This window comes from Gluconobacter cadivus (assembly GCF_015244745.1).
In the GTDB taxonomy this organism is placed as follows: Bacteria; Pseudomonadota; Alphaproteobacteria; order Acetobacterales; family Acetobacteraceae; genus Gluconobacter; species Gluconobacter cadivus.
In genome coordinates this window covers 233,214-260,059 of record NZ_JABCQI010000002.1, presented here as the reverse complement: position 1 = coordinate 260,059, position 26,846 = coordinate 233,214, and the positions used below count along the sequence as shown (strand labels likewise).

29 protein-coding genes are annotated in these 26,846 nt (G+C 62.6%); 22 read left to right on the top strand and 7 right to left on the bottom strand.

The features are described from left to right. Positions 1-50 precede the first annotated feature (50 nt). The 7 genes from HKD28_RS04100 (at position 51) to murA (ending at position 7,053) form a co-directional block, all read left to right on the top strand. A complete protein-coding gene (locus tag HKD28_RS04100) occupies positions 51-431 on the top strand; it encodes a glycerol dehydrogenase (protein WP_194261148.1) in 381 nt (126 codons plus the stop codon). Next, on the top strand, positions 431-2,650 hold the full coding sequence (locus HKD28_RS04095) for a pyrroloquinoline quinone-dependent dehydrogenase (protein WP_194267052.1): 2,220 nt from the start codon (positions 431-433) through the stop codon (positions 2,648-2,650). The genes HKD28_RS04100 and HKD28_RS04095 overlap by 1 nt, the downstream gene beginning before the upstream one ends. 191 nt (positions 2,651-2,841) lie before the next feature. Further along, complete coding sequence (locus HKD28_RS04090) at positions 2,842-4,026, top strand: glycosyltransferase family 4 protein (RefSeq protein ID WP_194267051.1); 1,185 nt, start codon at positions 2,842-2,844, stop codon at positions 4,024-4,026. Continuing rightward, positions 4,016-4,195 carry a hypothetical protein gene (locus HKD28_RS04085; RefSeq protein WP_194261151.1) on the top strand — a complete coding sequence of 60 codons (180 nt, stop codon included), beginning with the start codon at positions 4,016-4,018 and terminating at the stop codon, positions 4,193-4,195. Before HKD28_RS04090 ends, HKD28_RS04085 begins: the two co-directional genes overlap by 11 nt. A gap of 6 nt (positions 4,196-4,201) precedes the next feature. Beyond that, positions 4,202-5,116, top strand: coding sequence for a DMT family transporter (locus HKD28_RS04080; protein WP_328749054.1), 915 nt, complete (start codon positions 4,202-4,204; stop codon positions 5,114-5,116). Positions 5,117-5,205: 89 nt separating this feature from the next. Further along, positions 5,206-5,757, top strand: coding sequence for a dCTP deaminase (dcd, locus tag HKD28_RS04075; protein WP_099285777.1), 552 nt, complete (start codon positions 5,206-5,208; stop codon positions 5,755-5,757). Between the two features lie 39 nt (positions 5,758-5,796). Beyond that, positions 5,797-7,053 carry a UDP-N-acetylglucosamine 1-carboxyvinyltransferase gene (gene murA, locus HKD28_RS04070; protein WP_194267049.1) on the top strand — a complete coding sequence of 419 codons (1,257 nt, stop codon included), beginning with the start codon at positions 5,797-5,799 and terminating at the stop codon, positions 7,051-7,053. An 85-nt stretch (positions 7,054-7,138) separates the two neighbouring features. Here murA and HKD28_RS04065 read toward each other — a convergent pair whose 3' ends face one another. Further along, positions 7,139-8,614 carry a mannitol dehydrogenase family protein gene (locus tag HKD28_RS04065; protein WP_194267047.1) on the bottom strand — a complete coding sequence of 492 codons (1,476 nt, stop codon included), beginning with the start codon at positions 8,612-8,614 and terminating at the stop codon, positions 7,139-7,141. 221 nt (positions 8,615-8,835) lie between these two features. On the opposite strand from HKD28_RS04065, the gene HKD28_RS04060 reads away from it, so the two are divergent. Beyond that, positions 8,836-9,312, top strand: coding sequence for a GAF domain-containing protein (locus tag HKD28_RS04060; protein ID WP_194267045.1), 477 nt, complete (start codon positions 8,836-8,838; stop codon positions 9,310-9,312). 25 nt (positions 9,313-9,337) lie between these two features. Here the strand turns inward: HKD28_RS04060 and HKD28_RS04055 are convergent, their stop codons facing one another. The 3 genes from HKD28_RS04055 to dinB all read right to left on the bottom strand — a co-directional run bounded on the left by HKD28_RS04055 (position 9,338) and on the right by dinB (position 12,326). Beyond that, on the bottom strand, positions 9,338-9,892 hold the full coding sequence (locus HKD28_RS04055) for an LOG family protein (RefSeq protein ID WP_062107559.1): 555 nt from the start codon (positions 9,890-9,892) through the stop codon (positions 9,338-9,340). Between the two features lie 32 nt (positions 9,893-9,924). Then, positions 9,925-11,118 carry an MFS transporter gene (locus HKD28_RS04050; protein WP_194267459.1) on the bottom strand — a complete coding sequence of 398 codons (1,194 nt, stop codon included), beginning with the start codon at positions 11,116-11,118 and terminating at the stop codon, positions 9,925-9,927. Positions 11,119-11,234: 116 nt separating this feature from the next. After that, entirely contained in the window at positions 11,235-12,326 is a 1,092-nt protein-coding gene (gene dinB, locus HKD28_RS04045) for a DNA polymerase IV (RefSeq protein ID WP_235993288.1), read from the bottom strand. Between the two features lie 50 nt (positions 12,327-12,376). On the opposite strand from dinB, the gene HKD28_RS04040 reads away from it, so the two are divergent. Further along, entirely contained in the window at positions 12,377-12,955 is a 579-nt protein-coding gene (locus HKD28_RS04040) for an NUDIX domain-containing protein (protein ID WP_194267044.1), read from the top strand. A gap of 78 nt (positions 12,956-13,033) precedes the next feature. After that, the gene (locus HKD28_RS04035) at positions 13,034-13,546 is read left to right on the top strand and encodes a hypothetical protein (RefSeq protein WP_194261157.1); all 513 of its coding nucleotides are present in this window, start codon (positions 13,034-13,036) and stop codon (positions 13,544-13,546) included. Between the two features lie 3 nt (positions 13,547-13,549). Here HKD28_RS04035 and HKD28_RS04030 read toward each other — a convergent pair whose 3' ends face one another. The 3 genes from HKD28_RS04030 to HKD28_RS04020 form a co-directional block, all read right to left on the bottom strand. Continuing rightward, positions 13,550-13,843, bottom strand: coding sequence for a putative quinol monooxygenase (locus tag HKD28_RS04030; protein WP_194261158.1), 294 nt, complete (start codon positions 13,841-13,843; stop codon positions 13,550-13,552). Between the two features lie 81 nt (positions 13,844-13,924). Next, entirely contained in the window at positions 13,925-14,302 is a 378-nt protein-coding gene (locus tag HKD28_RS04025) for a hypothetical protein (protein WP_194267043.1), read from the bottom strand. 51 nt (positions 14,303-14,353) lie between these two features. Continuing rightward, positions 14,354-15,157, bottom strand: a complete 804-nt coding sequence (locus tag HKD28_RS04020; protein ID WP_235993287.1) for a PadR family transcriptional regulator — start codon at positions 15,155-15,157, stop codon at positions 14,354-14,356. A gap of 190 nt (positions 15,158-15,347) precedes the next feature. On the opposite strand from HKD28_RS04020, the gene HKD28_RS04015 reads away from it, so the two are divergent. From HKD28_RS04015 to HKD28_RS03960, 12 genes are all read left to right on the top strand, one after another. Beyond that, positions 15,348-16,058, top strand: coding sequence for a TVP38/TMEM64 family protein (locus HKD28_RS04015; protein WP_235993286.1), 711 nt, complete (start codon positions 15,348-15,350; stop codon positions 16,056-16,058). A 51-nt stretch (positions 16,059-16,109) separates the two neighbouring features. Beyond that, entirely contained in the window at positions 16,110-17,378 is a 1,269-nt protein-coding gene (locus tag HKD28_RS04010) for a multidrug effflux MFS transporter (RefSeq protein ID WP_194267042.1), read from the top strand. Positions 17,379-17,391: 13 nt separating this feature from the next. After that, positions 17,392-17,742, top strand: a complete 351-nt coding sequence (locus tag HKD28_RS04005; RefSeq protein WP_194267041.1) for a response regulator — start codon at positions 17,392-17,394, stop codon at positions 17,740-17,742. A 77-nt stretch (positions 17,743-17,819) separates the two neighbouring features. Beyond that, the gene (locus HKD28_RS04000; protein ID WP_146861550.1) at positions 17,820-18,359 is read left to right on the top strand and encodes an adenine phosphoribosyltransferase; all 540 of its coding nucleotides are present in this window, start codon (positions 17,820-17,822) and stop codon (positions 18,357-18,359) included. 22 nt (positions 18,360-18,381) lie between these two features. Then, complete coding sequence (locus HKD28_RS03995; RefSeq protein WP_194267039.1) at positions 18,382-19,212, top strand: NADPH-dependent oxidoreductase; 831 nt, start codon at positions 18,382-18,384, stop codon at positions 19,210-19,212. 129 nt (positions 19,213-19,341) lie between these two features. Further along, the gene (gene hrpB / locus HKD28_RS03990) at positions 19,342-21,840 is read left to right on the top strand and encodes an ATP-dependent helicase HrpB (protein ID WP_194267456.1); all 2,499 of its coding nucleotides are present in this window, start codon (positions 19,342-19,344) and stop codon (positions 21,838-21,840) included. 75 nt (positions 21,841-21,915) lie between these two features. Beyond that, the gene (locus HKD28_RS03985) at positions 21,916-23,172 is read left to right on the top strand and encodes a S1C family serine protease (protein ID WP_194267037.1); all 1,257 of its coding nucleotides are present in this window, start codon (positions 21,916-21,918) and stop codon (positions 23,170-23,172) included. Continuing rightward, positions 23,165-23,374, top strand: coding sequence for a hypothetical protein (locus HKD28_RS03980; RefSeq protein WP_194267035.1), 210 nt, complete (start codon positions 23,165-23,167; stop codon positions 23,372-23,374). Before HKD28_RS03985 ends, HKD28_RS03980 begins: the two co-directional genes overlap by 8 nt. Positions 23,375-23,475: 101 nt before the next feature. Next, positions 23,476-24,156 (top strand): winged helix-turn-helix domain-containing protein, encoded by a 681-nt coding sequence (locus tag HKD28_RS03975; RefSeq protein WP_011252400.1) that lies wholly within the window; start codon positions 23,476-23,478, stop codon positions 24,154-24,156. A 6-nt stretch (positions 24,157-24,162) separates the two neighbouring features. Then, positions 24,163-25,581 carry a sensor histidine kinase gene (locus HKD28_RS03970; RefSeq protein WP_194267034.1) on the top strand — a complete coding sequence of 473 codons (1,419 nt, stop codon included), beginning with the start codon at positions 24,163-24,165 and terminating at the stop codon, positions 25,579-25,581. A gap of 58 nt (positions 25,582-25,639) precedes the next feature. Then, positions 25,640-25,984, top strand: coding sequence for a hypothetical protein (locus tag HKD28_RS03965; protein WP_194261166.1), 345 nt, complete (start codon positions 25,640-25,642; stop codon positions 25,982-25,984). Between the two features lie 70 nt (positions 25,985-26,054). Beyond that, the gene (locus HKD28_RS03960; RefSeq protein WP_194267033.1) at positions 26,055-26,792 is read left to right on the top strand and encodes an SIMPL domain-containing protein; all 738 of its coding nucleotides are present in this window, start codon (positions 26,055-26,057) and stop codon (positions 26,790-26,792) included. Positions 26,793-26,846 lie beyond the last annotated feature (54 nt).

Sequence of the window (26,846 nt, the reverse complement as noted above, 5' to 3'; positions counted from 1 at the left end):
TGAAAGTCCGGAATTACCGTCCGGGGTATCAGTGCAGGAGGCTTTCACCGATGCCAAATACTTATGGCAACAGAACCCTGACCGAGTGGCTCACGCTCGTGCTCGGGGTTGTTATCGTTCTGGTGGGGCTGTTCTTTGTTATCGGCGGGGCTCAACTCGCGATGCTGGGCGGCTCCGTCTATTATCTGATCTGTGGCGTCGTGCTGGTTGCCAGCGGCGTGTTCATGGTTCTGGGCCGTACGCTCGGTGCCTTCCTTTATCTGGGCGCGCTGGCTTACACATGGGTCTGGTCGCTGTGGGAAGTGGGTTTCAGCCCGGTTGATCTTCTGCCGCGCGATTTTGGCCCCACGCTGCTGGGTATCCTCGTCGTTCTCACCATTCCTGTTCTTCGCCGACTGGAAACCCGCCGCACCCTGAGGGGAGCCGTCTGATGCGCAGATCCCATCTTCTCGCCACCGCAGCCTGCGTCACGCTGGCCTGTGCTCCGCTGGCCGCTAACGCCCAGTTTGCTCCTGCCGGAAGTGGCGGTTCGCCGACGGCTTCGGTGCCCGGCCCCGGCAATGCCGACGAGCCGACGGCAACGACTCCTGCCAGTACGAGCCGCTTCTCCGGTCCTTCTCCCTACGCCCCGCAGGCTCCGGGTGTTAATGCTGCCAATCTGCCGGATATCGGGTCCATGGACCCGAACGACGTTCCGCAGATGGTGCCGCAGCAGAGTGCTGCTCCCGCGCAGGGAGACTGGTCCGCCTATGGTCGTGATGACAGCCAGACGCGCTATTCGCCGCTGTCGGAAATCACGCCGCAGAACGCCGACCAGCTCAAGGTTGCTTTCGTCTATCACACGGGCAGCTATCCGCGTCCGGGACAGACGAACAAATGGGCTGCCGAAACCACGCCGATCAAGGTTGGTGATGGCCTCTACATGTGTTCGGCACAGAACGACATCATGAAGCTCGACCCGGCGACGGGTAAGGAGATCTGGCGTCACAACATCAACGAGAAATACGAAGCCATTCCCTACACCGCCGCGTGTAAGGGTGTGACGTATTTCACGTCCTCGCAGGTGCCGGAAGGCCAGCCCTGCCACAATCGTATTCTCGAAGGCACGCTCGATATGCGTCTGATCGCGGTTGATGCCGCGACCGGCAATCTGTGCGAAGGCTTCGGGCATGGTGGTCAGGTCAACCTGATGCAGGGCATGGGCGAGTCCGTTCCCGGCTTCGTGTCCATGACGACGCCGCCGCCGGTTGTGAATGGTGTGGTCGTGGTCAACCACGAAGTCCTCGATGGTCAGCGCCGCTGGGCGCCGTCGGGTGTGATCCGTGGTTATGATGCCGAAAGCGGCAAGTTCCTGTGGGCGTGGGATGTGAACAATCCCAACGATCACAGCCAGCCGACCGGTAACAATCACTATAGCCGTGGTACGCCGAACTCTTGGGCTGCGATGACGGGCGACAATGCGCTTGGTCTCGTTTACGTCCCGACCGGAAACTCGGCTTCGGACTATTACAGTGCGCTGCGGAGCCCCGAAGAGAACAAGGTGTCTTCCGCAGTTGTTGCCATCGACGTGAAGACAGGCGCGCCGCGCTGGGTCTTCCAGACGGCTCACAAGGACGTCTGGGATTACGACATTGGCTCGCAGGCGACGCTGATGGACATGCCTGGCCCGGATGGCCAGACCGTTCCGGCGCTGATCATGCCGACCAAGCGCGGTCAGACCTTCGTGCTCGATCGTCGTGACGGCAAGCCCATCCTGCCGGTCGAGGAGCGTCCTGCTCCGTCTCCGGGTGTGATTCCGGGCGATCCGCGTACGCCGACGCAGCCTTGGTCCACGGGGATGCCCGCCCTGCGCGTGCCGGATCTGAAAGAGACGGACATGTGGGGCATGTCTCCGCTTGACCAGCTCTTCTGCCGTATCAAGTTCCGCCGTGCGAACTATACGGGCGAGTTCACCCCGCCGAGCGTCGACAAGCCGTGGATCGAATATCCGGGCTATAACGGCGGCAGTGACTGGGGCTCCATGTCCTATGATCCGCAGAGCGGCATCCTGATCGCGAACTGGAACATCACCCCGATGTACGACCAGCTCGTGACCCGCAAGAAGGCTGACCAGCTTGGCCTGATGCCGATCGACGACCCGAACTACAAGCCGGGTGGCGGTGGAGCCGAAGGTAACGGCGCCATGGACGGCACGCCTTATGGTATCGTCGTGACCCCGTTCTGGAACCAGTACACGGGCATGATGTGCAACCGTCCGCCCTACGGCATGATCACGGCCATCGACATGAAGCATGGTCAGAAGGTGCTGTGGCAGCACCCGCTGGGAACGGCCCGCGCCAATGGTCCTTGGGGTCTGCCGACAGGTCTGCCATGGGAAATCGGCACACCGAACAATGGTGGTTCGGTCGTGACGGCTGGTGGTCTGGTGTTCATCGGTGCGGCTACGGATAACCAGATCCGCGCCATCGACGAACACACCGGCAAGGTGGTCTGGAGCGCGGTTCTGCCGGGCGGCGGACAGGCCAACCCGATGACCTACGAGGCCAATGGTCACCAGTACGTCGCCATCATGGCAGGTGGACATCACTTCATGATGACGCCGGTTAGCGACCAGCTCGTGGTTTACGCCCTGCCCGATCACAAGGGCTGATAAAACCGGGGGCTGAGGCTCCCGATACAGGCGGAAGGGGTGGTTTTCGTGCCGGAAATGGCACGGAGGCCGCCCCTTTTGTCGTTCAGGGCGATCGTTTTTCATTTTTCGGGTGGGAAGGGGAGGCAGACCCGGCTACAGGCTGTTTTCATCTGAAAATACCCTTCCGGAACAGGCCCCGCAGAACCCTCATGACCGACCGCTCTCCCGTCATCCTTCAGGTTCTTCCGGCGCTGGGCACCGGCGGTCTGGAGCGCGGGGCTGTCGAGATTGCGTCTGCCATCACCCAAGGCGGCGGGACCGCGCTTGTGGCTTCGCGTCCGGGGCGTCTTCTGGTGCAGCTCCGTCATGCGGGCGGGCGGCATATCGCGCTTGATCTGAAGAAAAAATCCCCTTTCGCCGTTCTGCGCCGGGCGCGGGATCTTCAGGCGATTATCCGGCGTGAAGGCGTGGATCTGGTCCATGCGCGCTCGCGCATTCCGGCCTGGGCAGCATGGATCGCCTGTCGCCGCGAAAACATCCCGCTCGTGACGACATGGCATGGCGTGCATGAGGCGACATGGTGGGGCAAGAAACTCTATAATTCCGTGCTGGCGCGGGGCGTGCGCGTCATCGCCATTTCGGAGTTCATTGCGAACCGTTTGCGGAGCGAATACGGCGTGCCGGAAAGCCGTCTTCGTGTCATTCCGCGCGGGGCGGACCCGCAGGAGTTCGAACCCGGCGTGATTTCCGGCGAGCGTGTGCAGAAACTTGCTGAAGCCTGGGGTGTGTTGCACGGTGAAGACGTCATTTTCATGCCCGCCCGGTTGACGGAGTGGAAAGGGCAGGGCGTTCTGATTGAGGCGTTGGCGCTCTTGCGGGATCGGGCGGATACAGGATGGATCTGCGTTCTGGCGGGGCCGGAGGGTGACCGGAAGTTCTCGCGTCGATTGCAGCAGCGCGTGCGGGAACTTGGTCTTGAGGATCGTGTCCGGTTTGCCGGAACCTGTACGGACATGCCTGCGGCCTGTGATCTGGCGACTGTTGTCGTAGCGCCTTCGCTCCGGCCTGAACCGTTCGGTCGCACGCTGGTTGAGGCGCAGATGATGGGCCGTCCGGTGATCGGCACGGCGCAGGGGGCCATGATGGAAACGATCCTGCCCGGGGAGACGGGTCTGGTCGTGCCGCCCGGTGATGCGGAGGCGTTGGCCGAGGCCCTTAAAACCATCCTGCTTATGGACTGGGACATGCAGGACCGGATGATGGACAAGGCCCGCACCCATGCCGTCGCCCATTATACGACAGCGCTGATGCAGGCCCGCACGCTCGGTGTGTATGACGAGCTTCTGGGCACCCGTCTGCGGACGACATTCGAGGAACAGAACCATGACCGGTAAGGACGCAAAACCCACGGAGCAGATCATCCGTGACCGCGCTGCGGCCGCAAAGGAAGAGCGGGAAAGCCGCGAGGCCAAGGCGCTACGGGCCAATCTGATGCGCCGCAAACAGCAGCAGCGTGCGCGTCCGCAGGATGAGGCTCCCTCATCCGCTCCCGACGAGCGCTGAGAGCCCGTGAAACGCAAGTTTCCCATGCCGTCCCCAGAGGAGCTGGCGCTTACGGGCGTGACAGTATTGTGGGGTGGGACCTTCCTCGTGCTGCATACCGCCATGCAGCATTGCGGACCGCGGTTTTTCGTTTTTGTCCGGTTCATGATGGCTGCAGTTTTCGTCGGCCTTCTGGCCGGGCGGAAACTGCTGGATTTCAACCGGCGGGAAATCTGGGCCGGAACCTTGATCGGCGTTACTCTTGCGACCGGCTATGTGTTGCAGAGTGCGGGATTGCACGACATCACAAGCAGCCGTTCCGCCTTTATTACGGCGCTCTACGTTCCGCTCGTGCCGATCTTTCAGTGGGCGTTCCTGCGCCGGGCGCCGCATCTCATGAGTTGGCTCGGGATCGGTCTGGCATTCGCAGGATTGGTCTGTCTTGCCGGACCGGCGGCGCTGTCGCTGTCTTTTGGGCGTGGTGATCTGCTGACGCTGTGTGCCGCGATTGCCATTGCGATCGAGATCGTTCTCATCAGCCTTTACGCGCGCGGTGTGGACAGTCTGCGTATAACGGTCATGCAGCTTTTCGCGGGTAGTCTGTTTGCCGGGCTGATGGTCCCGGTTTCAGGGGAAGTGCTTCCGGCCTTTTCATGGGTCTGGATCGCCTGTGCGCTGGCTCTGGGTGGGTTGAGTGCGCTGGTGCAGGTCGTGATGAACTGGGCGCAGAAATCCATCTCTCCCACAAAAGCAGCCGTGATCTATGCCGGAGAGCCCGTCTGGGGCGGGCTTGTGGGATGGATGGCAGGCGATCATCTGCCTCCTGCGACGCTGCTGGGGGCTGTGCTGATCGTGGGCGGTGTGCTGACCAGTGAGTTGCGTCCGCAGTGGCTGGAAGCCCTGCTGGGCCGTTCGTCACAGGCGCTCACGAAAAATGACTGATCTGACACATTGCGTGATCGGGCGTCGCTCGCTAGAGCAGGTGGGTTAGACGCACGGCGATTTCTGTCGCCCCGCTCAGGAGTGCTTTCATGCCCATCATGCCCGACACATGGATTCGCCAGATGGCCCGGGAAAAAGGCATGATCGAGCCGTTCGTGGAGGCCCAGAAGCGCGAGGGCGTCATTTCCTACGGGCTGTCATCCTATGGCTATGATGCGCGTGTGGCCGATGAATTCAAGATCTTCACGGATGTGGACAGCGCCATTGTTGATCCGAAGAATTTTGCCTCCAACAGTTTTGTGACCCGTACAGGGGACATCACCATCCCGCCCAACAGCTTCGCGCTGGCGCATACGGTCGAGTATTTCCGCATCCCGCGTGACACGTTGGTGGTGTGTCTCGGCAAGTCCACCTATGCGCGCTGCGGCATCATCGTGAACGTCACGCCGCTGGAGCCGGAATGGGAGGGGCAGGTCACGATCGAGATCAGCAACACCACGCCGCTGCCCGCGCGGATCTATGCGAACGAAGGCATCTGCCAGTTCCTGTTCTTTCAGGGCGCCAGCCCCTGTGAGGTCAGCTATGCCGACCGTGCCGGAAAATACATGCGCCAGTCCGGCGTCACCACGCCCCGCCTTTAACCCTCCGCTTCTCAAGGCCCGTTTCTCAAGGATCGCACCATGGACCGTTTTATCATTCGCGGTGGCCGCCGCCTGACAGGCGAAATCGAGATCGGGGGGGCCAAGAACTCTGGCCTCAAGCTCATGGTTGCGGGGCTTCTGACGTCCGAGCGGCTGGTGCTGTCCAATGTGCCGGGCATCGCGGATATCCAGACGATGCGCGACCTGCTGCTGGGACTGGGCATTGCGGTTGAAGACGTCGGGCCGCGCACGCTGTCCATCGGCGGCGAAATCGGTTCCGTCGAGGCGCCCTATGACATCGTCTCCAAGATGCGCGCCTCCATTCTGGTTCTCGGCCCGCTTCTGGCGCGGGCGCGTGAGGCGAAGGTTTCGCTGCCCGGTGGCTGCGCCATCGGCACGCGCCCGGTCGACATGCATCTCAAGGGGCTTGAGACGCTGGGGGCCGTGATCCGGCTGGAAAACGGCTATATCAATGCGACTGCTCCGGACGGGCTGAAGGGTGACCGGATCATCCTGCCGTTCGCCAGTGTGGGCGCGACCGAGAACCTGCTGATGGCCGCAACGCTGGCCAAGGGGCGCACTCATATCGTCAACGCCGCGCGTGAACCTGAAATCAGCGATCTGGTGCATTGCCTCAACGCGATGGGCGCGCAGATCACGGGCGAAGGCTCGGGCACGCTGGTCATTGACGGTGTGGAGAAGCTGCACGGCGCGCATTACGCCGTCATGCCGGACCGCATCGAATGCGGCACCTATGCCTGCGCGGCTGGCATTACGGGTGGGGATTTGCTGCTTGTGGGCGGACGGGCCGATGATCTGGGCTCTGTCATTCGTACGCTGGAAGAAACAGGCGTCGAGGTTGTGGAAGAGGCGCGCGGTCTGCGGGTCCGTCGCAGCGGCACACTTCAGGGCGTGGACATCATGACCGAGCCGTATCCCGGTTTTCCGACGGACATGCAGGCGCAGTTCATGGCGATGCTGTCCGTGGCGGAAGGGGCGTCCATGATTACCGAGACGATTTTCGAGAACCGTTTCATGCATGTTCCCGAACTCAACCGGATGGGCGCGCGTGTGAATGTGCATGGACGCTCGGCCATTATCCGTGGCGTGTCGAAGCTGTCGGGTGCGCCGGTCATGGCGACTGACCTGCGAGCATCCTTCTCGCTGATCCTCGCGGGTCTGGCAGCCGAAGGCGAGACGCAGCTCAGCCGCATCTACCATCTGGACCGGGGCTACGAAGGTGTGGACCGCAAGCTCGCCGCCTGCGGTGCCGATATCGCCCGCGTTTCGGACTAACAGCGATAAAAGTTTTTGGTGAAGCTTTTTTCAAAAAGCTTCAAAGAACTCCGCCTTTTTGAAAAAAGGCGGAACCCAAAAACTTTCAGACGTTTGCTACCAGATCCTTCAGGACGGCTGCTGTGCCGTGTGTTTTCAGGTCTTCGCGTGTCTGGATGAAGCGCGTGAGGAACTCGGCGGAGTCTTCAAGGCCCCATCCGGCGAACACGGTCATGTCCAGCGCCCTGGCCGGGTTCGGGTCCAGCGCCAGAGCACGGTCTTCCGCGCTCAGGCGGGGTTCGGTGACGGCGAAGCTGGCCTGTACGTCGTCGCGGCCCACCAGATAGGCACAGTAGCAGGCGAGGCCGAAGGCGATCCGGCGCGGGTCCTGCGCATTTTTCAGAACGTCTTCCGCCGTGGCGCGCAGGAAGACCGGCAGCTTGGATGTGCTGTCCGACGTAATGCGCAGAAGCTGATCACTGACGGCATGGTTGCGGAACCGCTCCAGAAGCAGGGCTGCATAGTCCGATAGGCCGATGCCCGGAGGGGCCGTCAGTTGTGGGGCGACGTCGTGGCGCAGGAACTGCTCCAGCAGAGCCGCGAGATGTTCGTCGCCCATGGCTTCATCGACCAGCCGGTATCCCATCAGCACGCCGGGCAGCGCCAGCATGGAATGGGACGCGTTCAGCATCCGCAGCTTGACCTGTTCGTAAGGCTCGACATCGTCCGTGAACAGAACGCCGACCTGCTCCCAGGCCGGGCGTCCGGCGGGGAAGTTGTCTTCCACGACCCACTGGATGAAGTCTTCGCAGAAAACCGGAACGCGGTCTTCGATGCCGCTCTGGGCATTGAGTCGCGCCACGTCGGCAGGATGAACGGCCGGGGTGATGCGATCGACCATGCAGGACGGGAAGGCCACTTCAGCTTCGATCCACGCCGCCAGTTCCGCGTCCCGCAGACGGGCGAAGGACAGCACGGCATTGCGGGCGACATCGCCATTCGCAGGCACGTTGTCGCAGGACAGAATAGTGAAGGGCGCGATCCCGGCGTCCCGGCGCTGGCGCAGGGCTTCGGTCATCATGCCGAAGGCGGTCTGTGGGACCGGGCGGTGCAGGTCTTCGGCGATGGTGGGGTGTTCGGTCATGAACAGGCCCGCCTCGTCCATATAGTAGCCGCCTTCGGTGATGGTCAGGCTGACGATGCGGATGGCGGGGTCCGTCAGGCGCTTCAGAGCGGCCTCGCGGTCGGCGGGGGCATGAATGTATTCGACCAGTGACTTGACGACGCGGACCGTATCGGGCCGGTTCGGCGGGCAGGCACGCAGGGTGTAGAGGCCGTCCTGTGCGTGCAGGGCCTCGGCCTTTGCCACTTCGCCGGGAAGGTCCATCAGGCCCATGCCCACGATGCCCCAGTCGGACTGTCCCGGAAGGGCCAGAGCGCGGTCCGTATAGACGGCCTGATGGGCACGGTGGAAGTTGCCGACACTGAGATGGACAATGCCGGGTGTGACGTTTGCCCGATCATAGGGCGAGGTCAGGATGGAGTCCGGCAGAGTCGGAAGGGTCTGGGATGTCAGGATCATGGAAAGGATCTTTCAGACGAAAGGACCGGCTTCTTTTAGAAGTCTCTTCATTTGAAGAAACTGTTTTTTATTTTGTGAATAATTTCTAATAATTCTCGCAGACCCGGGAGCATTACGGGAAACGAACGCTTTTCTATTAAAAATGGCGTCCTTTCGCGTTTTTTCCGATCTGACCTATGATCGGTGGTTCTAATCTTCTGTTTTTGCAGGACTGTCTTTTTATGAGTGCTCCCATCCATCGCCTGAGCGTTGACGAGCTTGTTCCGATGGTGCGGTCCGTCGTGTCGACCGAGACGGACATGATCGCCAACATGGCCAATATCGCGGCCCTGCTGTTCGAGGCCCTGCCGCAGATCAACTGGTCAGGATTCTATCTCTGGAAAGAGGCGGAACAGCAGCTTGTATTGGGGCCGTTTCAGGGGCGGCTGGCCTGCACGCGGATTCCGCTGGGCCGGGGCGTGTGCGGGACGGTTGCGCAGAACCGCGAGACGCTCGTGGTCCCAGACGTCCATGCGTTTCCCGGCCATATCGCCTGTGATGCGGCATCGGAGTCGGAAATCGTGCTGCCGGTCGTGGCGGGGGGCGCGCTTGTGGGCGTGCTGGACATCGACAGCCCGGTGAAGGACCGGTTTTCAGACGCGGACCGTGTGCGGCTGGAAGACATCGTCGCTCTGCTGGTGGCGACGCTGGAGGGGTGAGCGGGGACGCGCCCCGCTCCAGAACTTAGGCCGGGACGTTGACGGAGAGGTGTTCCATCAGTTCCGGCACGTCCTGTACAACCGTGAACAGACGGCGGGCGGACGGGTCTGCAAACCCCTGATCGACGGCAGCATTCAGCGTGTCGACCAGTGATGTGGCCCAGCCGCCGATATTGACGATATAGATCGGCTCCTGATGCAGGCCGAGCTGCTTCCAGGTCATGATTTCCATGAGTTCGTCGAACGTGCCGAGGCCGCCGGGAATAATGGCATAGGCGTCGGAGAGTTCGAACATGCGGGCCTTGCGGGTGTGCATGTCTGGTGTAACTTCAAGCTGCGTGACGCCTTTGTGCATGACTTCGCGGGCATGGAGGAATTCGGGGATGACGCCGATGACCTTGCCGCCCGCTTTGAGCGCTGCATCCGCAACCGTGCCCATCAGTCCGACATGCCCGCCGCCATAAACCAGCGTGATTCCGTGTTGCGCCAGAGCCGTTCCGATTTCTGTTGCCCCTTCAGCGTAAGCGGGGGAGTTACCGAAGCGGGAACCACAGAAAACGGCGCAGGAACGAATGATCATGTCGGGTCCGTGTCAGTTGAAGCAAGGATCTGTCAGGAAATCCGGCGGCCCAGCGAACGGCTGATCAGCACACCGCCCAGACAGCAGACTGCGGTGGTGGCGAACATCGTTCTGTAGCCCGCGAACTCGATGACCTGTCCAAGAAACAGCCCCGAGAACGCGATGGCAAGATCAATGAAGATGGAATAGGCGCCCAGTGCCGCCCCGCGGTTCTCCGGACCGGCACTATTGACGGCCAGAACGCCGAGTGCGGGGAAGAGCAGAGAAAAGCCTGCTCCCGTCAGCGCGGCCCCGACGAGGGCTGCGAACGGCGTCTGGAACAGGCCGAGCGTGGCGAGTCCCAGCGCTTCCACCAGCAGCGAGACGATCGCTACGAACACGCCGCCACGGATCGCAATCTGTGAGGCGAAGAAAAAGCGGATGACGACGAAAATGAACCCGAAAACCGCCAGTGCAGTGGCGGCGCCCTCCCAGTGCAGGACGGAATAATACAGGGCCAGAAACGACGAGATGGCGCCAAATCCGATGGACCCGGCCGCCAGCGCCGATCCATGCGGCAGAACGAGTCTGAGGGCGCGCGAAAAAGCGATGGGCTTGCTGGTCGCGGGAAGGGGTTCGACGGCGGGATAAAATCCGATGATCGCAAGGCCGAACAGGGGGAGGGCGGCCGAGAGGATACCGACCGAGACCAGCCCGCCATAAGGCGCGGCCAGCAGAGAGAGTTTCGCGCCGACCGGTGCGCCCAGCGCGATTCCGCCATAGGAGCAGATGCCGTTCCATGAAATGGCGATGGCGGTATTCTCCGCCCCGGCGCGACGGATGTTCCAGACGATTACCCCGGTCGCGGCCCAGCTTTCCGCCCAGCCCAGCAGCAGGCGGCTGGACAGCAGCACAGCCAGAGAGAGCAGCGGCGTGGCGGCTAAAAGCCCGGACCCTGCGATCAGCAGTCCCGACAGCACGCAGGTGACAAGTCCGCCGATGACGACGGGTTTGGGGCCGATCCGGTCCACCAGTCGTCCGGCGGAGGGGCGTGCGGCGAAGGTCGCAAAATACTGGAGCGAGAACGTGATGCCCGCGACAGTGGTGCTGTAGCCCAGCCCCTGATGGACGAAAATCGCCAGAACGGCATTGGGCAGGCCGATCACGATATAGACCAGCAGATTGAACAGGACGACGGCAAGAACGCGTTTCGTCGGTGAGGCCGCCGACGTTTCCTGCGCGGTCATGGCTCTGCTCTCCTGAGGCTTATCTGTGAAAAGATCCCCCATGGCATAGGCCAGATGACGGGTGCCGTCACGAGGGCGGCCCTGTCTTTGGGTCATAAATTCCGCGTGGAGGGCGCTTATGAGGGGTCGGGCGCGTCTCGGAACAGCAGTTCCATCTGGTCGGACGACGTGGGGGCGGGGGCATGAAAGCCCGAAAGGGTCAGGCCCAGCAGACGGACGCCCGGCACAAAAGGAAACAGCGGCATCATGAGGCTCTGGCCCGTTTGCAGCAGGACGTCTTCGGACGGAACCGGTGCAGGCAGCGTGCGGGCGCGGGTAATCTGGCGGAAATCGGCGTATTTGACCTTCAGTGTTACGGTCCGAGCCTGAAGCTGGCGCCGTTGCAGACTGCCCCACAGCTTGGCGGCGATTTGCGTCAGGGCCATGTGTGCGTCGGGTTCGGCGGTCAGATCCTGAAGATAGGTCTGCTCGGTTCCGAGGGATTTGCGCTCCCGGTTCACAACGACGGGACGATGATCAATGCCGCGTGAGATGCCGTAATAGAAGGCCGCCGCCTTGCCGAAATGCCGGGTCAGGGTCTCGATATCGTGTGTCCGCAGGTCCGCGCCTGTCTCGATCCCGAGGGCGCGCATTTTCCGGGCGGTGGCCGGACCGATGCCGTGAAACGCATCCACGGGCAGCGCTGCGACGAAATCCGGCCCCATGGCGGGCGTAATCACGAACAGCCCGTCGGGCTTGCGGTAATCCGAGGCCAGCTTGGCCAGAAATCGGTTGTAGGACACGCCAGCCGAGGCGGTTAAGCCGGTTTCGGCGTGGATATCCGCGCGGATGCGGTCCGCGACCAATGTGGCCGAGCCATAAGCGCCCAGATGGTCCGTCAGGTCCAGATAGGCTTCATCGAGCGACAGCGGCTGGATCAGCGGTGTGTAGCGGGAGAAAATGTCATGAATCTGGGCCGAAACAGCCCGATAGACGTCAAAGCGTCCGGGGACAAACACCAGTTCAGGGCAGAGGCGTTTGGCCGTAACCGACGGCATGGCCGAGCGGACGCCGAAGCGCCTTGCCTCATAGCTTGCGGCCGCGACCACGCCCCGCGCTTCGCCCCGCCCAACCGCGAGCGGACGGCCGCGCAGGGAGGGGTCGTCCCGCTGTTCGACAGACGCGTAAAATGCGTCCATGTCGATATGCACGATCCGGCGTTGCTCCATGATGTGAGTGTCGCCGATTCGAAAGAACGAAACAAGATCAGGAGCCGTCCATGAGCACCGATAAGACCATCGAAGACGCCCGCAGGGACGCCGGTTTCCAGACGCTTTCGACCCGGCTGGCCTACAGCAATCCCTGGACCGCCCTGCGTGAGGACATCATCGTCCATCCCAACGGCAAGCAGGGCCTTTATGGCATCGTGGAGCGGGGCGAGTTCGTTGTGATCCTGCCCCTGCATGCTGACGGGAAGGTCACGCTGATCCAGCAGTTTCGCTATCCGGTGGGCGAGCGGCTTTTGGAGCTGCCGATGGGCATGTGGGAGACGAAAGAGAACGTCGATCCGGTCGAACTCGCGTTGGGCGAGCTGCGCGAGGAAACCGGACTGCGCGCCGGCGAGATGATCCATGTCGGTACGATGTATCAGGGCGCCGGGTACTCGAACCAGAAGGGGCATGTTTTTCTGGCCCGCAATCTGACACGCGGCGAAGTGGAACTTGAAGCCACGGAAGAAGACATCACCAGCCATGACATGACGCTGGAGGCATTCGAGACCATGATCCGTGAAGGCGAACTGAAATGCATGGTCTCGCTGGCCGCGTTTGCTCTGATCCGCGCAAAAGGCCTGATCTGAGGCGACCTGCCTGGAAATTGCGGAACTTGAGACATCTCTGGGGCGCTATCGGAGACCGAGAATATTACGAAGGTCCCGATGGACGACACCGCATCACCGTCCCCCGATACCAGCCAGATCGTCGCGCAGGGGCATCCGACCGATAACGAGCTTCTGGCTTTTTACCGCTCGGAAATCCGGTTTGAGACCGAAGTCGTGAACGGTCGTCTTCAGGCCCTTCTGGGGTCGCAGGCGTTTCTGGTCATCGCCTATGCGACGGCCATGACCGGCTCCACAAAACGATGGGGCGACAGCATGGTGCTTCTGCTGCCGCCCCTGTTTTCGCTACTGGGATTCGTGCTGGCGCTGATGGCGCTGCCGGGCATCCGAGCGGCTTATGCCGCGATCGGAAAATGGGAGGGCAAGCAGCGCCATCTCCACACCCGGAGCCCGGGGCTGACCGATTTTACATTGGCTCCGAACGAGGACGAGACCCGCGACATGATGCGCCGCGCCCAGCGCGGGGCCCTGTTCGCCCATCAGGCCCCGTTCATTTTCATGATCGCCTGGGCGATTTTCGGGTTCATCCCGTTCTATCTGTATCTGAAATAGCGGTCAGATCACCGCGTCCAGAAACACAACCTCTGATCCGCCGCCTTCAACCAGCGGCGTGATCGTCTGGTTGAAGACCTTACCGTGCTCGGTGGCCATATGGGCGGCAAAGGCCGCGTCGTCCCGGTAGGTTTCTTCCACATGGAACAGGTCGGGGTCTGAGGCGAGCGTATAGACCTTGAAACGTTCGCAGCCGGGTTCGGCGCGGACGTCTTTTGCCAGTGCCGTCAGCAGGCCGCGCAGGGTTTCGCGCTGTCCGGGAAGGGCCTTGAGCGTGGCGTAAAGGGTCTTGGGCATGGCGGAGAGCCTTGTGGTGGTTGAGAATGGTGCATCATTGACCCGCCGGAGCCTGTCCGCAAAGGCAAAGCTGCGTGAGGGTCAGGGCTTTTCGAGCAGCGCCTTGCAGCGCATCCACGACATGCGGTCCCGGAAGACGAACAGGACGTAATAATCCAGCTCGCGGCTGCGGGTTTTTGTGGTGCGGGTATAGAAGGGATAGACGTCGAACGGTCCCTGAAGCCCGATGGGTGCAGGTTCCGACGGCAGGACGCAGTTGACGCGGAACAGCGGCATATAGACCGCATCGTCGCCGGGATTGCGTCGGACATGCCACAGGTTGCGCCGGAACTTCCTCAGCCGTTCCGGTAGCAGGAACACCATCGATTTTTCGATGAATCCCGCCTCGAACTGCTCCGGCCGGTAATAACGCATGTCCTCGGGCATGTTGCAGAAATTGGGATGGTCCTGAACGATCATGGACCATCCTTTACGGCATCGGTGCAGGCGTTGGGAGAGGCGCGTCCTGCCTTATTCGTCCGATGTCTTTTGATCGGAAGCAGGGTTTGCGATCTCTGCTGCCGCACGGTTGAGGATCGCCACGATCCGCCGCAGTTCGTCTGCACCCGCGCCTCGGCGGGATTTCAGAGCGGATTTCAGGGCAAAACGCGCATCGTGAAAAGCCTGCCCCAGTGTGGGATCAAGGTCGTTGACGCCAGTGAAAGCCTCGCGGACATCCGCCATACGGGCACCGATACGGCTCAGGACGTCGAGGATGCGGGCTGCTTCCTCACTGCGAGCCTCGTGGTGGTCTTTTCCCTCGTCCGTCAGGCTGTAGAGCTTGCGGTTGCCTTCCTGTGTGACGGCGGCGAGGCCGGCTTCCTCAAGATAGGTAAGGGAGGGGTAGATCACGCCGGGGCTGGGCTTGTAGAATCCGCCCGACCGCTCTTCGAGGCGCCGGATCAGCTCATAGCCATGGGCCGGGGCTTCTGCGAGCAAAGCGAGAATGACGAGCTGAAGCTCATCGGCCGTCAGCTTGCGACCGCGTGTGAAGTCTTCACCGCCGAGATCGCCGCCAAAGCCTCTTCCGAAGCGCCCGCCAAAACGTCCGCCTCCCATGCCGCCACGTCCACCATGCCGGTGTCCGAAGCCATCCATGCCCCAGTGACGACCACCCCGTCTTTCATTGGGCCGTTCGCCGCCCCGGCCTTCACTCTTGCGCCCATCTTTCTGGTCGTCGCCTTCCGCGACGGGGCGGCCCCTGCCGAAGAAACCCCCACGCTGATGATGGCCATGACGGTCCGTGTTGAAAAAATCCATTTTACGTCTGAACATGATGTTCTCCTATTCGATATATCGAACGATATAGTATCTTACGATATATCTTCAAGAGGAAAATGTGGCCGGATGATTTTTTCGGATGCCCATTCTTCAACGGTGGGTGCGCCAGCATGAACACGTGTTTACGGTCCGGCCCATAGCCGCGGCGGCCTGCTGCTGGTATCGGGCAGGAATGGGTAGCCCGATGTCTCTCCCCCCCGATCCGGACCTGCGCCGCACATTGCGGCAGATCGTGCCGTGGCGTGCCGCGCTGACGATCGGCGCGATGCTGGTGCTGGTGGCAGCACTCCAGCGGCTGCCGTTCATCCATCATCTGCTGGAAAACGCTCCGCACTGGCATGAGACGCCGGGCGCGCCGCTGTGGTTCCTGCTATTGGCCGTGCCCTACAGCGCGTGCGGTCTACCGCGTCAGGCGCTGTGCGTGGCGGCGGGGCTGGCCTTTGGATTATGGGGCGGGCTTGTCCTGTGTTCTGTGGCCTATATGCTGGGGGCGGTTCTGGCGTATGGCTGGGCGCGGCTTCTGGCCCCTGCTGCGTTCCGGGCGCGGCTGCATGACAGGCTGGAAGCGGATTATGCCGCTCTAGCCCGCACGCTCCACGCAAAGCCTTTCCGGGCGGTGCTGACACTGCGGCTGATGCCTGTGGGGTCCGCCCTGCTGGTTTCGACGGCGGCTGGGCTGTTTGAACTGCCGCTGCTGCCGTTCTCGGTCGCGACCTTTCTGGGCGGATTGCCGCAGACGCTGATTTTCGTTCTGGTCGGATCCGGGACGCGGATCGGGCATGTCCTTCAGTTGGGGCTTGCGGGAATCCTGTTCGTCGTGTCGGGTGTGCTGGGCGCTGTCCTGCTGCGTCAGCATGGCCGAGGACAGGATACACGGGAACGGGACGTCCCCTGACCACGCCATCAGACCATCAATCCGCAACCTGAAGTGAACAGGCAGACGCGCATGACAGACCAGACCATGAGATTCAGACGGGGAGATTCCCTGCCCGCATGGCTTCCGGTTCTGCTGGGAATTTTCACGGCTGTCGGGCCGGTCTCGACGGATGTCTATCTGCCGGCTCTCCCCGAAATGGAGCGCCAGCTTCACACCTCACCCGGTGCGGGCAGTGCGACGATGGCGGCCTGGGTGATCGGGCTGGCCATCGGGCAGATCAGCATCGGCCCGATCTCCGACCGCTTTGGTCGTCGCTGGCCGCTGCTGATCGGGATGCTGGGCTATACGCTTGGCGAAATCGGCTGCGCGATGGCGCCGAGCATGACGTTTCTGTGCATCTGCCGCGTCTTTTCCGCCATCATGGCGTCCGCCGGGCTCGTGGTGCCGAATGCGTGTATCCGCGACCTGACGGAAGGGGACGAGTCGTCGAAAATGATGTCCCGCCTGATTGTCATTCAGGGGACCGTGCCGATCCTCGCGCCCATGCTGGGCGGTTTTGCGCTGAAATTTGTGGACTGGCGCATGATCTTCTGGGCCACGGCCGTTTATGGCGGGCTCTGTACCCTTTTGCTGATGACGGTCTTTCCAGAAACGCTCGCTCCGCAGGACCGTCGCGATCTGCGACCCATCTCCATCATCGAACGCTACACCTATATTTTGCGGACGCGCAGCTTCATCACGAATGGTCTGGTCTGGAGTTTTCTGGGCTTCGTAACCTTCACCTACCTCACCGCAGCGCCCATGCTGTTCGAGGACGTGTTCGGGATGTCGCCGTTCCATTACGGCATGCTGTTCGGGCTGTTCGCGATCTGCATGATCGGCGCGTCTGCTCTTAACGGGCAGCTTGTGGGGCGCGTCAGTACGGGCAGGATGCTGTTTTCCGCGCTGGGTGTCAGTCTGGCGGGCTGTGCGGTCCTGCTGCTTCTGGCGCTGGTGTCGAACTACGATCTCGATCCGCAGGGGCATATCAAGGCGATGTTCCTGTGGCCGCTCATTATTGCCCTCGTCATCACCATGGCGCCCACGGGCGTTATCGGACCGAACTCCATGGTCGGCGCGCTGTCCGAACAATCCGATCGCGCCGGTTCGGCCTCGGCATTGGCGGGCACGATGCAGTATCTTTTCGGTGCCGTGGCGAGCGCGCTGTTCGGGCTGATGCCGTCCGGGACGGCCGTTCCGATGGCGCTTTTCATGGCGTTTGCTTTCGTTGCTGCCATGGGCTTCGCCCTGCTGCGGCCCCGCCTGCCGGTCATTGCAGAACCTCCGCGCCATTCCTAAGGAAACATCCGTCATGAAAGCTCTGCTTGTCGAAGATGATGCCGCCATTGCGCTGGTGGTCGAGACGGTTCTCCAGCGGGAGGGCTGGAGTGTCCGGCATGTGCTGGACGGGGAGGCCGCGCTGGAGGGGGAGGACGCCCCTGATCTTCTGGTGACGGATCTCAACCTGCCGGGATCGCATAACGGGCTGGAGATCGCGCATCTGCTGCGCGAGCGTCATCCGCAGATGGCCGTCGTGCTCATGTCCGGCGATTATGAAGACCGCGATACTGCTCCGCATGGTATGGCTGTTCTGCCCAAACCGTTCCGCAGGGCCGGGCTTCTGGCCGCCATCGAACAGGCGGCAGCCGTGATCCGGACTTGAGCCCGGGACTTGAGTTGGGGGGGAGACTCCCCTACATGCCGCGCTGTTTGCCATGACCAGATGAAAGCCGTGCCACCATGTCGTTTCAGGATCCCCAGCCGCTCGATCTCAAGAGTTACATCCGCGAAATTCCGGATTTTCCGAAGCCGGGCATCCTGTTCTATGACATCTCGACGCTGATCCGCTCGCCCGACGCCTGGCAGGTCGCCACCGCGCGTCTGGCCCGTGCGATCGCCGCGTGGCAGCCCGATATGCTGGCCGGAATCGAGAGCCGCGGCTTCCTGACTGCTGCTCCGCTCGCGCTGCGTCTGGGCTGTGGCTTCACGATGCTGCGTAAGCCGGGCAAGCTGCCGGGCAAGACCATTTCCCTGAAATACGGCCTCGAATATGGCGAGGATGAGCTGCACATTCAGGCAGACGCCATCAAGCCGGGCCAGCGCGTCGTGGTGCTGGACGATCTTCTGGCGACGGGCGGCACGCTCGCTGCCTCTATCGATCTGCTGCGCAAGGTGGGCGCGGAAGTCGTGGGTGCATCCGTGCTGATCGAGCTTGCGGATCTGAAAGGCCGTGACAAACTGGACGTTCCGCTGAACGCTCTGATGACGTACGACGAGTAAGGCGACGAATAAGGGACACGATATGTCGGGCACCTCTTCCGAACGGATTTCCGCACTGTGGCAGACACGGTACCGCACGCCGCCGCCGGAAACCCTGCCGGACAATGCGGTGCTCGACCTGCTGCTGTCGCACCATTCGGTCCGGGCCTATCTGCCGGATGCCCTGCCTGAAGGCACGCTGGAGGCCGGGATTGCGGCGGCGTCCTCGGCTGCGACCTCCAGCAATCTTCAGGTCTGGTCCGTCGTAGCCGTCGAAAACCCGGAGACGCGGGCCAGACTCGCCGAACTGTGTGGCGGCCAGAAGCATATCGAAGTTGCGCCTCTGTTTCTCGCATGGATCGTGGATCTGTCCCGGCTGGAGCGGATCGCGGAGCGGGCAGGGACGGGACACGAGGCGCTCGACTATGAAGAAATCTTCCTCATGGCGACGCTCGATACCGGTATTGCTGCCCAGAATGCCGTGACCGCGTTCGAATCCCTTGGGCTGGGCACGGTCTATATCGGCGGCCTGCGGAACCATCCCGAAGAAGTGGCACGCCTCCTGTCCCTGCCGCCGCGGTCTGTTGCGGTTGTGGGGCTGTGTGTCGGGCAACCCGATCCCGCAGCCCAGAACGGCCACAAACCGCGTCTGGGTCAGGACGTGGTCCTGCATCGCGAGCGCTACAGCACTGAAAACGAACCCGCAGGCATCGCGGCCTATGACCGGATCGCGGACGACTACCAGAAAGAACAGGGCCTGACGTCGCGCGCCTGGTCGGAAACGGTCGCCAAACGTGTGGACAGCTTCAAGGGCCTGAGCGGACGGCACGTCATGCGCACGGTGCTGCACAAACTTGGCTTCCCGTTGCGGTAAAAAATACAGAGAGAAGTTTTTGGGTTCCGCCTTTTTTCAAAAAGGCGGAGAGCGTTGAAGCTTTTTGAAAAAAGCTTCACCAAAAACTTTTAAACTGCTGGCTGGTGTTGCCGGTGCGGGGGCTGCGTTCTGACCTTCATTCTTCCTCCCGAACTTCCCGTCACGGCGATTCTGCCGGAGCTTCTGGCGACGTTGCAGACGCAGCCCAACGCCGTTCTCGTCGCGCCTCCGGGTGCGGGCAAGACGACGCTGACGCCGCTCGCCCTTCTGGATGCACCGTGGCTCGGCACGCAGCGCCTGATCCTCGTGGAGCCGCGCCGGGTGGCGGTTCGGGGCGCGGCCTCGCGCATGGCATCGTCGCTGGGCGAGAAGCCGGGCGGCCTCGTGGGGTTCCGCACGCGGACCGATTCCGCCATGTCTGCCAGAACGCGCATCGAAGTCGTGACCGAGGGTCTGCTCCTGCGCCGTCTGCTGACTGATCCGCTGCTGGAGGGTGTGGGTGCGGTGCTGTTCGATGAAGTGCATGAACGCTCGCTCGATCTGGATGCGGCGCTGGCGTTCTGTCTGGACATGCAGCGCGAAATGCGGCCGGATCTGCGGATTCTGGCCATGTCGGCCACGCCGGATGGTCGCGCGTTCACGACGCTGATGAACGCCCCGCTGATCGAGAGCGAAGGCCGTCAGTTCCCCATCGACATCCGCCATACCCGCGACATTCCCCACATGCGGGACCTGCCCGAAGCCTGTGCCCGCGCGATCCGTCAGGCTCTTGCGGAAGAAGACGGCGATATTCTCGCCTTTCTGCCCGGTGTTGGTGAAATCCGCCGCACGCAGGCGCTGCTGGACGGCACAGTCCCCGTTTTCCCGCTGCATGGCGAACAGACGACCGAGGATCAGGATCGCGCCATCGCACCGTCAGACACGCGCCGCGTTGTGTTGGCCACGTCCATTGCCGAGACGTCCGTCACTGTCTCCGGTGTGCGGATTGTCGTGGATGGCGGTCTGCGCCGGGCCCCGCGGCTTGACCCGAATACGGGCCTGTCGCGGCTGGAAACGCTGAAGATTTCCCGCGCCACTGCCACCCAGCGCGCAGGCCGTGCGGGGCGGCAGTCTCCGGGTATCGCCATCCGCCTGTGGTCGGAGATGACGCAGCGCAGCCTGCGCCCCCAGGACGCGTCGGAAATTCTCGTGGCTGATCTGACGGATTTCGCACTCATCACCGCCGCCTGGCAGGAAGTCATGGGAACAGCTCCGGACAGCCTGCCGCTGTTGGACACGCCCCCTTCCGGCGTTCTGGCGGGCGGGCGCGAACTCCTGCGGGAACTTGGCGCGCTGGATGACGCCAACCGCATTACGGCGCTTGGCAAACGCATGGCGTCCCTCGGCACGCATCCGCGTCTGGCCGCGATGCTGTGCGCGGCCCGGACCTTGCCGGAGCGCGTGACAGCAGCCTGTCTGGCGGCTCTGCTGGAAGAGCGCGACCCGCTCCGTCCACGCCCGAACCGCCCTTCTGGCCCTGTGCCGGGAGCCGATATCCGCGTACGCTTCGCCCTGTTCGAGCGTGACGACCCGCGCGCGGACCGGGCCAGCCTGTTCCATATGCGTCAGTCCGCCAAACGCTTCCTGCGTCGGATGGGAGAGCGGGACGTGCCGCTTACTCCCTTACCGGATCATGCGGGCGCGCTGCTGGCGGCGGGGTTTCCGGATCGTGTGGCGCAGGCAGCAGGCGAGCTTGGGCGTTTCCGTCTGGCAGGCGGGGGAAGTGCCCGCGTTTCGGCCAATGATCCGCTGGCGCGCGAAAAATTGCTGGCCGGGGCAGCGTTCCATACACGGACCTCAACGGAAATCACGCTCGCAGCCTCGTTGGACGCTGAAAACCTGCCTCAGACCCTTCTGGACCGGACCCGCGAGCAGGTTGAAACAACACTGGACGGCACCTCGGGCCGCATCATCGCCCGTCGCAGGCTCCGTCTGGGGGCGTTGGTCCTGCGTGACCGCAACGGCGAGATCAGCCCCGAGGAAGCGCAGAGCCTGCTGATGCAGCAGATCGCCGCGACTCCGGCACAGGCCCTGACATGGACGGAGGCTGGGCGTCAGTTTCAGGCCCGCGTGGCCCATGCCCGCGCGACCTATGCGCCGCATCTGCCGGACCTGTCCGACGGCGGTCTGGCGGTGTCTCTGGAGTGGCTGGAGCCGTATCTTGCAGGCTGTGACCGGCTCGCGCAGGTCAGGGCGCTGGACCTGCTGTCCATCCTGCGTGCGCGACTGGACTATGCCGATCTGTCCGCGCTGGACCGCAAGCTCCCGCCACGTCTGACCCTGAAGGCCAGCACGCACGATATCGACTATACCGGCGCGGTTCCTACGGTTTCCGCCCGCGCGCAGGCCTTTTATGGCACGGCCCGGACGCCGGAACTCGCGGATGGGCAGCTTGCCCTGCAATGCGCGCTGCTGTCCCCAGCCGGGCGTCCGCAGGCGATCACGGCGGATCTGGAAGGCTTCTGGAAGGGAAGCTGGGCCGATATGCGCCGGGACATGCGGGGCCGTTATCCCCGCCATGCCTGGCCCGAAGACCCCGCGACGGCAGAGCCGCCGAAACCGCGTTCGAAATCCCAGCAGGGGCGCTGAATCGTCAGGATCTTGGGATGTGGAACAATTCTGTGTTAGCAGATTCGGTATGACGATGTTCCTGTCCTGTTTCCCATGAACCGCACCCTGCAGGCTGCTGCGATCGGTGCCGGAACGGCCACTGTGGTGACGGTGGGGCTGATGCTGGCTCTGCGCGGTCATGGCAACAGCCCGCAGAGCGTTGCACATCCCGTGGAACAGCCGCAGAAGCCAGCGGCCATGCCGGCCCCCGCGCCGAAACTGCTTCCGACCATCATTCCCGACCGCACCGTTGCGGGGGAAAACACGGACGCGCATGGCATCCCGACACAGCCCGCCGTCGTCCCTGCTCCGGCCCCCGCCCTGCCGCCGCTTCTGGTCAAATATGGTCCTTTAAGTTTTGCACCGCTGGTGCGGCAGGTGATCCCGGCCGTGGTTAACATCGCCATCACCCAAAACAGCCCCGACGGACACGACCATATCCCACCCCAGATCCGTGGCACCCCGCTGGAAAAGCGCTACCGGGACCGCATGAAGCGTCAGCAGGAAGAAATGGTCGGCGCAGGGTCGGGCTTTATCGTTGATCCGTCCGGGATCATCGTGACCAACCGCCACGTCGTGGGTGGGGCGGACAAGGTCGTGGTCTCTCTGTCCAACGGGCATGAAATGCCGGCGCGTCTGCTGGGGGCCGATCCGCTGACGGATATTGCCGTCATCAAGGTCGATAGTCCCGAGCCGCTTCCGCATGTCACCTGGGGCGACAGCCAGCAGACCGATATCGGGGACTGGATTCTCGTCGCGGGCAATCCGTTCGGGTTTGGATCGTCCGTCACGGCGGGAATTGTCTCGGCGGTCGGGCGGGATCTGGGGATTGGGTCGCTCGATGACTTCATTCAGCTTGATGCCCCGATCAATCCGGGAAATTCGGGCGGTCCGGCCTTCAACATGCGCGGGCAGGTCGTGGCCGTGAATGCCGCCATCGTGACGCCTGCGGGCGGGTCTGTGGGGATCGGCTTCGGCATTCCATCCGAAATCGTGGCCCCCATCGTCGCGGAAATCGAGGCGACAGGCCATGCCGAACATGGCTGGCTTGGCATCACGCTCGATGATGGCGACACGGCGATTGGGATTGCCGGTGTCGATAATGGTGGCCCGGCCCAGAAGGGCGGTCTGCGGCGCGGAGATATCGTGACGCAGGTAGACAATGTTCCCGTCACCAGCGCGCGGATGCTTCTGCGCAGTATCGCGGCGGCGCGTCCGGGCGTGGTTCTGAGTTTTCGCATCCGGCGCGGCAAACAGTCTTTGACGCTGCCCATCCATATCGGTCCGCGTCCGCAGGATGCGGATGACTGAGCCATCCCGCAGTTCAGTCAGTCTTTGGGCTCTGGTCCTGATGGCCGGGCTTGCCGGGTGCAGTGCCGTGCCGCCGTCGCGGGGGCAGAGCGGTTATCGCGACGGGCTTTCGGAGGCTTCCCCATTCTCATGGGGCCCGATCAGCGCCTCGTCCCTGCGAGACGCGCAGCAGGATGCGTTTGACAACGCAATTCCCCGCTAGGCAGTCTGTTCTGTAACAACGGCGTTTGACGGCGCCCTTCAAGCCGGTATTCTTTCCTGTAAGGAACGGCGAGACTGCGTTCGGAAGGGAAAGAGACAACGATGCGTATCCTGCTGGTCGAGGATGATCCGACGGTCCGTGCTTTCGTGCTCAAGGGGCTTCGGGAAGCCGGGCATGTCGTTGACGAGGCGGATAACGGCAAGGACGGCCTGTTTCTGGCGGTCAGCGAGAACTATGACGTCGTAATTCTGGACCGGATGCTGCCGGGTGGCATCGACGGATTGCGGATTCTTGAAACGCTGCGTGGTCAGAAGAATGCAACGCCGGTCCTGCTGCTGTCAGCGCTGGCGGATGTGGACGAGCGCGTTGCGGGCCTCAAGGCCGGCGGCGACGACTACATGACCAAACCCTTTGCCTTCTCCGAACTTTTGGCCCGTGTTGAGGCGCTGGGCCGTCGTGGCCGCCCCGAAAGTGCGCCGCAGACGCGGCTGGTCGTGGGGGATCTGGAGATGGATCTGCTGTCGCGGACCGTCAAGCGCGGCGGCGAGAAGATCGACCTTCAGCCACGCGAGTTCCGTCTTCTGGAGTTTCTGATCCGCCATGCTGGACAGGTCGTGACCCGCACCATGTTGCTCGAGCGCGTCTGGGACTATCATTTCGATCCGCAGACCAACGTGATCGACGTACATGTCTCGCGCCTGCGCCAGAAGGTGGACAAGCCGTTCGACAAGCCCATGATCCACACGATCCGCAATGCGGGCTACATCCTGCGGGCGGACTGATTGGGAATGCTCCTGCGTAAGGTCCGCTGTTTCTGGCTGCTCCTGAAACGGCGCCTGCGCTGGCCGGTCCGTTCGGCCGGGCTGAACTTTGCTCTGGCCTATGGACTGGTGTTCGTGATTTCGGCCGGGGCGTTCCTGTCCTTCATCTGGTGGAACACGACCGGCCAGCTGGACCGTCAGGTGGAACTGGCGGTGCAGGTCGATGCGACTGATCTCTCCCATCGCTGGGCACAGGGTGGACCGCCCGCGCTCAGCCTCGCCATTCAGGACCGGCTGGACCAGAACGTCGATGATGACGAGCTGTATCTTCTGGTCGGCCCAGACGGGCGTAAATATGCCGGAAATCTGCCCGGATGGCCGGTTGTCATCAGCCAGATGGACCAGTTTTATGAGCTGGCCATCAAGCGCGACGGCTTTCGCACCAATGCCAAGATGCACGCCTATGCCCTGACGCAGGGCTTCAGGATGATCGTGGGGCGCGATGTCCGTGGGCGTCCGCTCGTCCGGCACGTTCTGACCGATACGCTGATCTGGGCCTGGGTCATGGTGTCGCTTCTGGCGGCAGGCGGGGCGCTGGCGATCCGCAGGATCTTCCGGCAGGTCGTCCGCTCCATCGCGCGCACGACGGCGGCGGTGGCGCAGGGCGATCTGAGCCAGCGTATACCTCTGACCGGTAACGAGACCGATCTGGTGGCGCAGACCGTCAACACCATGCTGGAGCGGATCAACCGTCTGATGGACGGCGTCAAACAGGTTTCCAACGCCATTGCTCATGACTTGCGAACCCCCATCGCCCGCGCCCGTGCCCGACTTGAAGACGCCAATCGTACCGCCACCTCTGCCGAGGAACTTCATGCCGCGATTGATCGCGCGGTTATGGATCTCGACAGGGTGACATCGATTTTCGAGGCTCTGCTGCGAATCGCACAGCTTGAGGCGGGGGCGAGACGGGCGGCTTTCACGATTCTGGATGTGCGCTCCCTTCTGGAAGGGCTGAGCGAGCTTTATGAGGCGTCCGTCGAAGATGCCGGATTACGACTTGTCTGCAGGGCCGGGACCGTGCGGCCCGTGAATGGCGACCCGCATCTGCTGCAACAGGCCGTCGCCAATCTGCTGGACAACGCCATCAAGTTCGCACCGCCCGACACGGCCATTACCCTGTCGGTGGACATGCGGGATGATCGGCTGGCCATTACCGTTGCGGATCAGGGGCCGGGAATGAGCGAGGACGATCTTGGCCGCGCTTCCGAGCGCTTTTTCCGTGCCGAAGCGGCTCGCAATACGCCGGGGGCCGGGCTTGGCCTGTCGCTCGTACAGGCTGTCATGAGCCTGCATGGCGGTGCGCTTGAACTGAAAAACGGGGATCAGGGTCTTTCCGCGACGTTGTTTCTGCCGGTTGTGGCGCCTGCTTTGAAAGCTGGATGACGGAAGTTTCATGCCAGCCCCACTCTGCGCTTAGCTGGAATGGGTTAGACAGTCCTGAATGCGCCTTTCCCTCCCTTCGCCGGTGATCCTCCCGGCTTTCTGTCTGCTCGGCTGTCTGGCCGCGTCGCCGGTTCTGCATCCGGCGCAGCACCAGCCGTCCGGGCGGTCAGACGATGCGATTTCGGTCACGTCCGAAACGGCAGAATACTGCGCGCGGCTGCGTAAAAGCGTGGATGCAGAACTGGCCGCTCCTTCCGGTGCGATTGCGCTGGGGATGATGGAAGATGCGCGTCATTTGCGTGCGCAGGGAAACCTGCTGTGCACACAGGGGCATGTCCGGGCAGGGATCGAACGCCTGCGTCGGGCGTTGGTCCTGCTGAAACATGCTCCGGAGCCGCGCTGATCGAGCCGCGCTGACGTGCTTTGCTGCCTTTTCGGGGCGTTCCACACGATACCTGTCTTCAGGAGATCCGATGACCCGTCTTTCCTCCCTGATCCGGCCAGCCCCGCTTCTGGTGGCCGCTCTGGCCGTGTCTCCGCTTCCCCTTTCCGGGATGTTCTCCACAGCACAGGCCGCTGACATGCCCCAGACGACAACCCAAGCTACAACCCAGCTTGATTTCAACGTGACCGGCACCGCTCATGCCGCGCCAACGGAACTGACGATCCGCCTGTCCGTCCGTGCCGACAGCCCGTCTGCCGCGACGGCGCAGAAGGACGTAAACACCCGGATGGCTGCGGCCCTCAAACTCGCGGGTGGTCAGGCAGGAATCGAAGCAAAGGCGGGGGGATACTCCATTTACGAGAACACGCCCGAGCACGCGCCGAAAAGCTGGACGGCCCAACAGGAGCTTGAGTTAAGCGGCAAGGATTCCGTGCAGCTTCTCGCTCTGGCCGGACAGCTCCAGTCGCAGTCCCTGATGCTGGAGGGGATGGACTGGTCCTTGGACGATGCCACCCGCGAACAGCTTCTCAAAGATGCCCGGACGGCGGCCCTCAAACAGGTCCGCGACCAGGCGGAGCAGAGCGCACAGACGCTCGGTCTGCACCTTGTGCGTCTGAGTGAAATCCGTATTTCCTCGCAGGAGCCGGGTCCGCGCCCCGTCATGCTCATGGCGGCCCGCATGGCCGATTCCGCTCCCCCGCAGCGCAGCCCTGATGAACAGACTGTTCGTGTGAATGTCTTCGTACAGGCAGAGCTGTCGCAGTAATGGCTTGTCTGCCGGTAGGGCATTTGTCAGGGCGCAAAAGAGAAGGATTTTAAG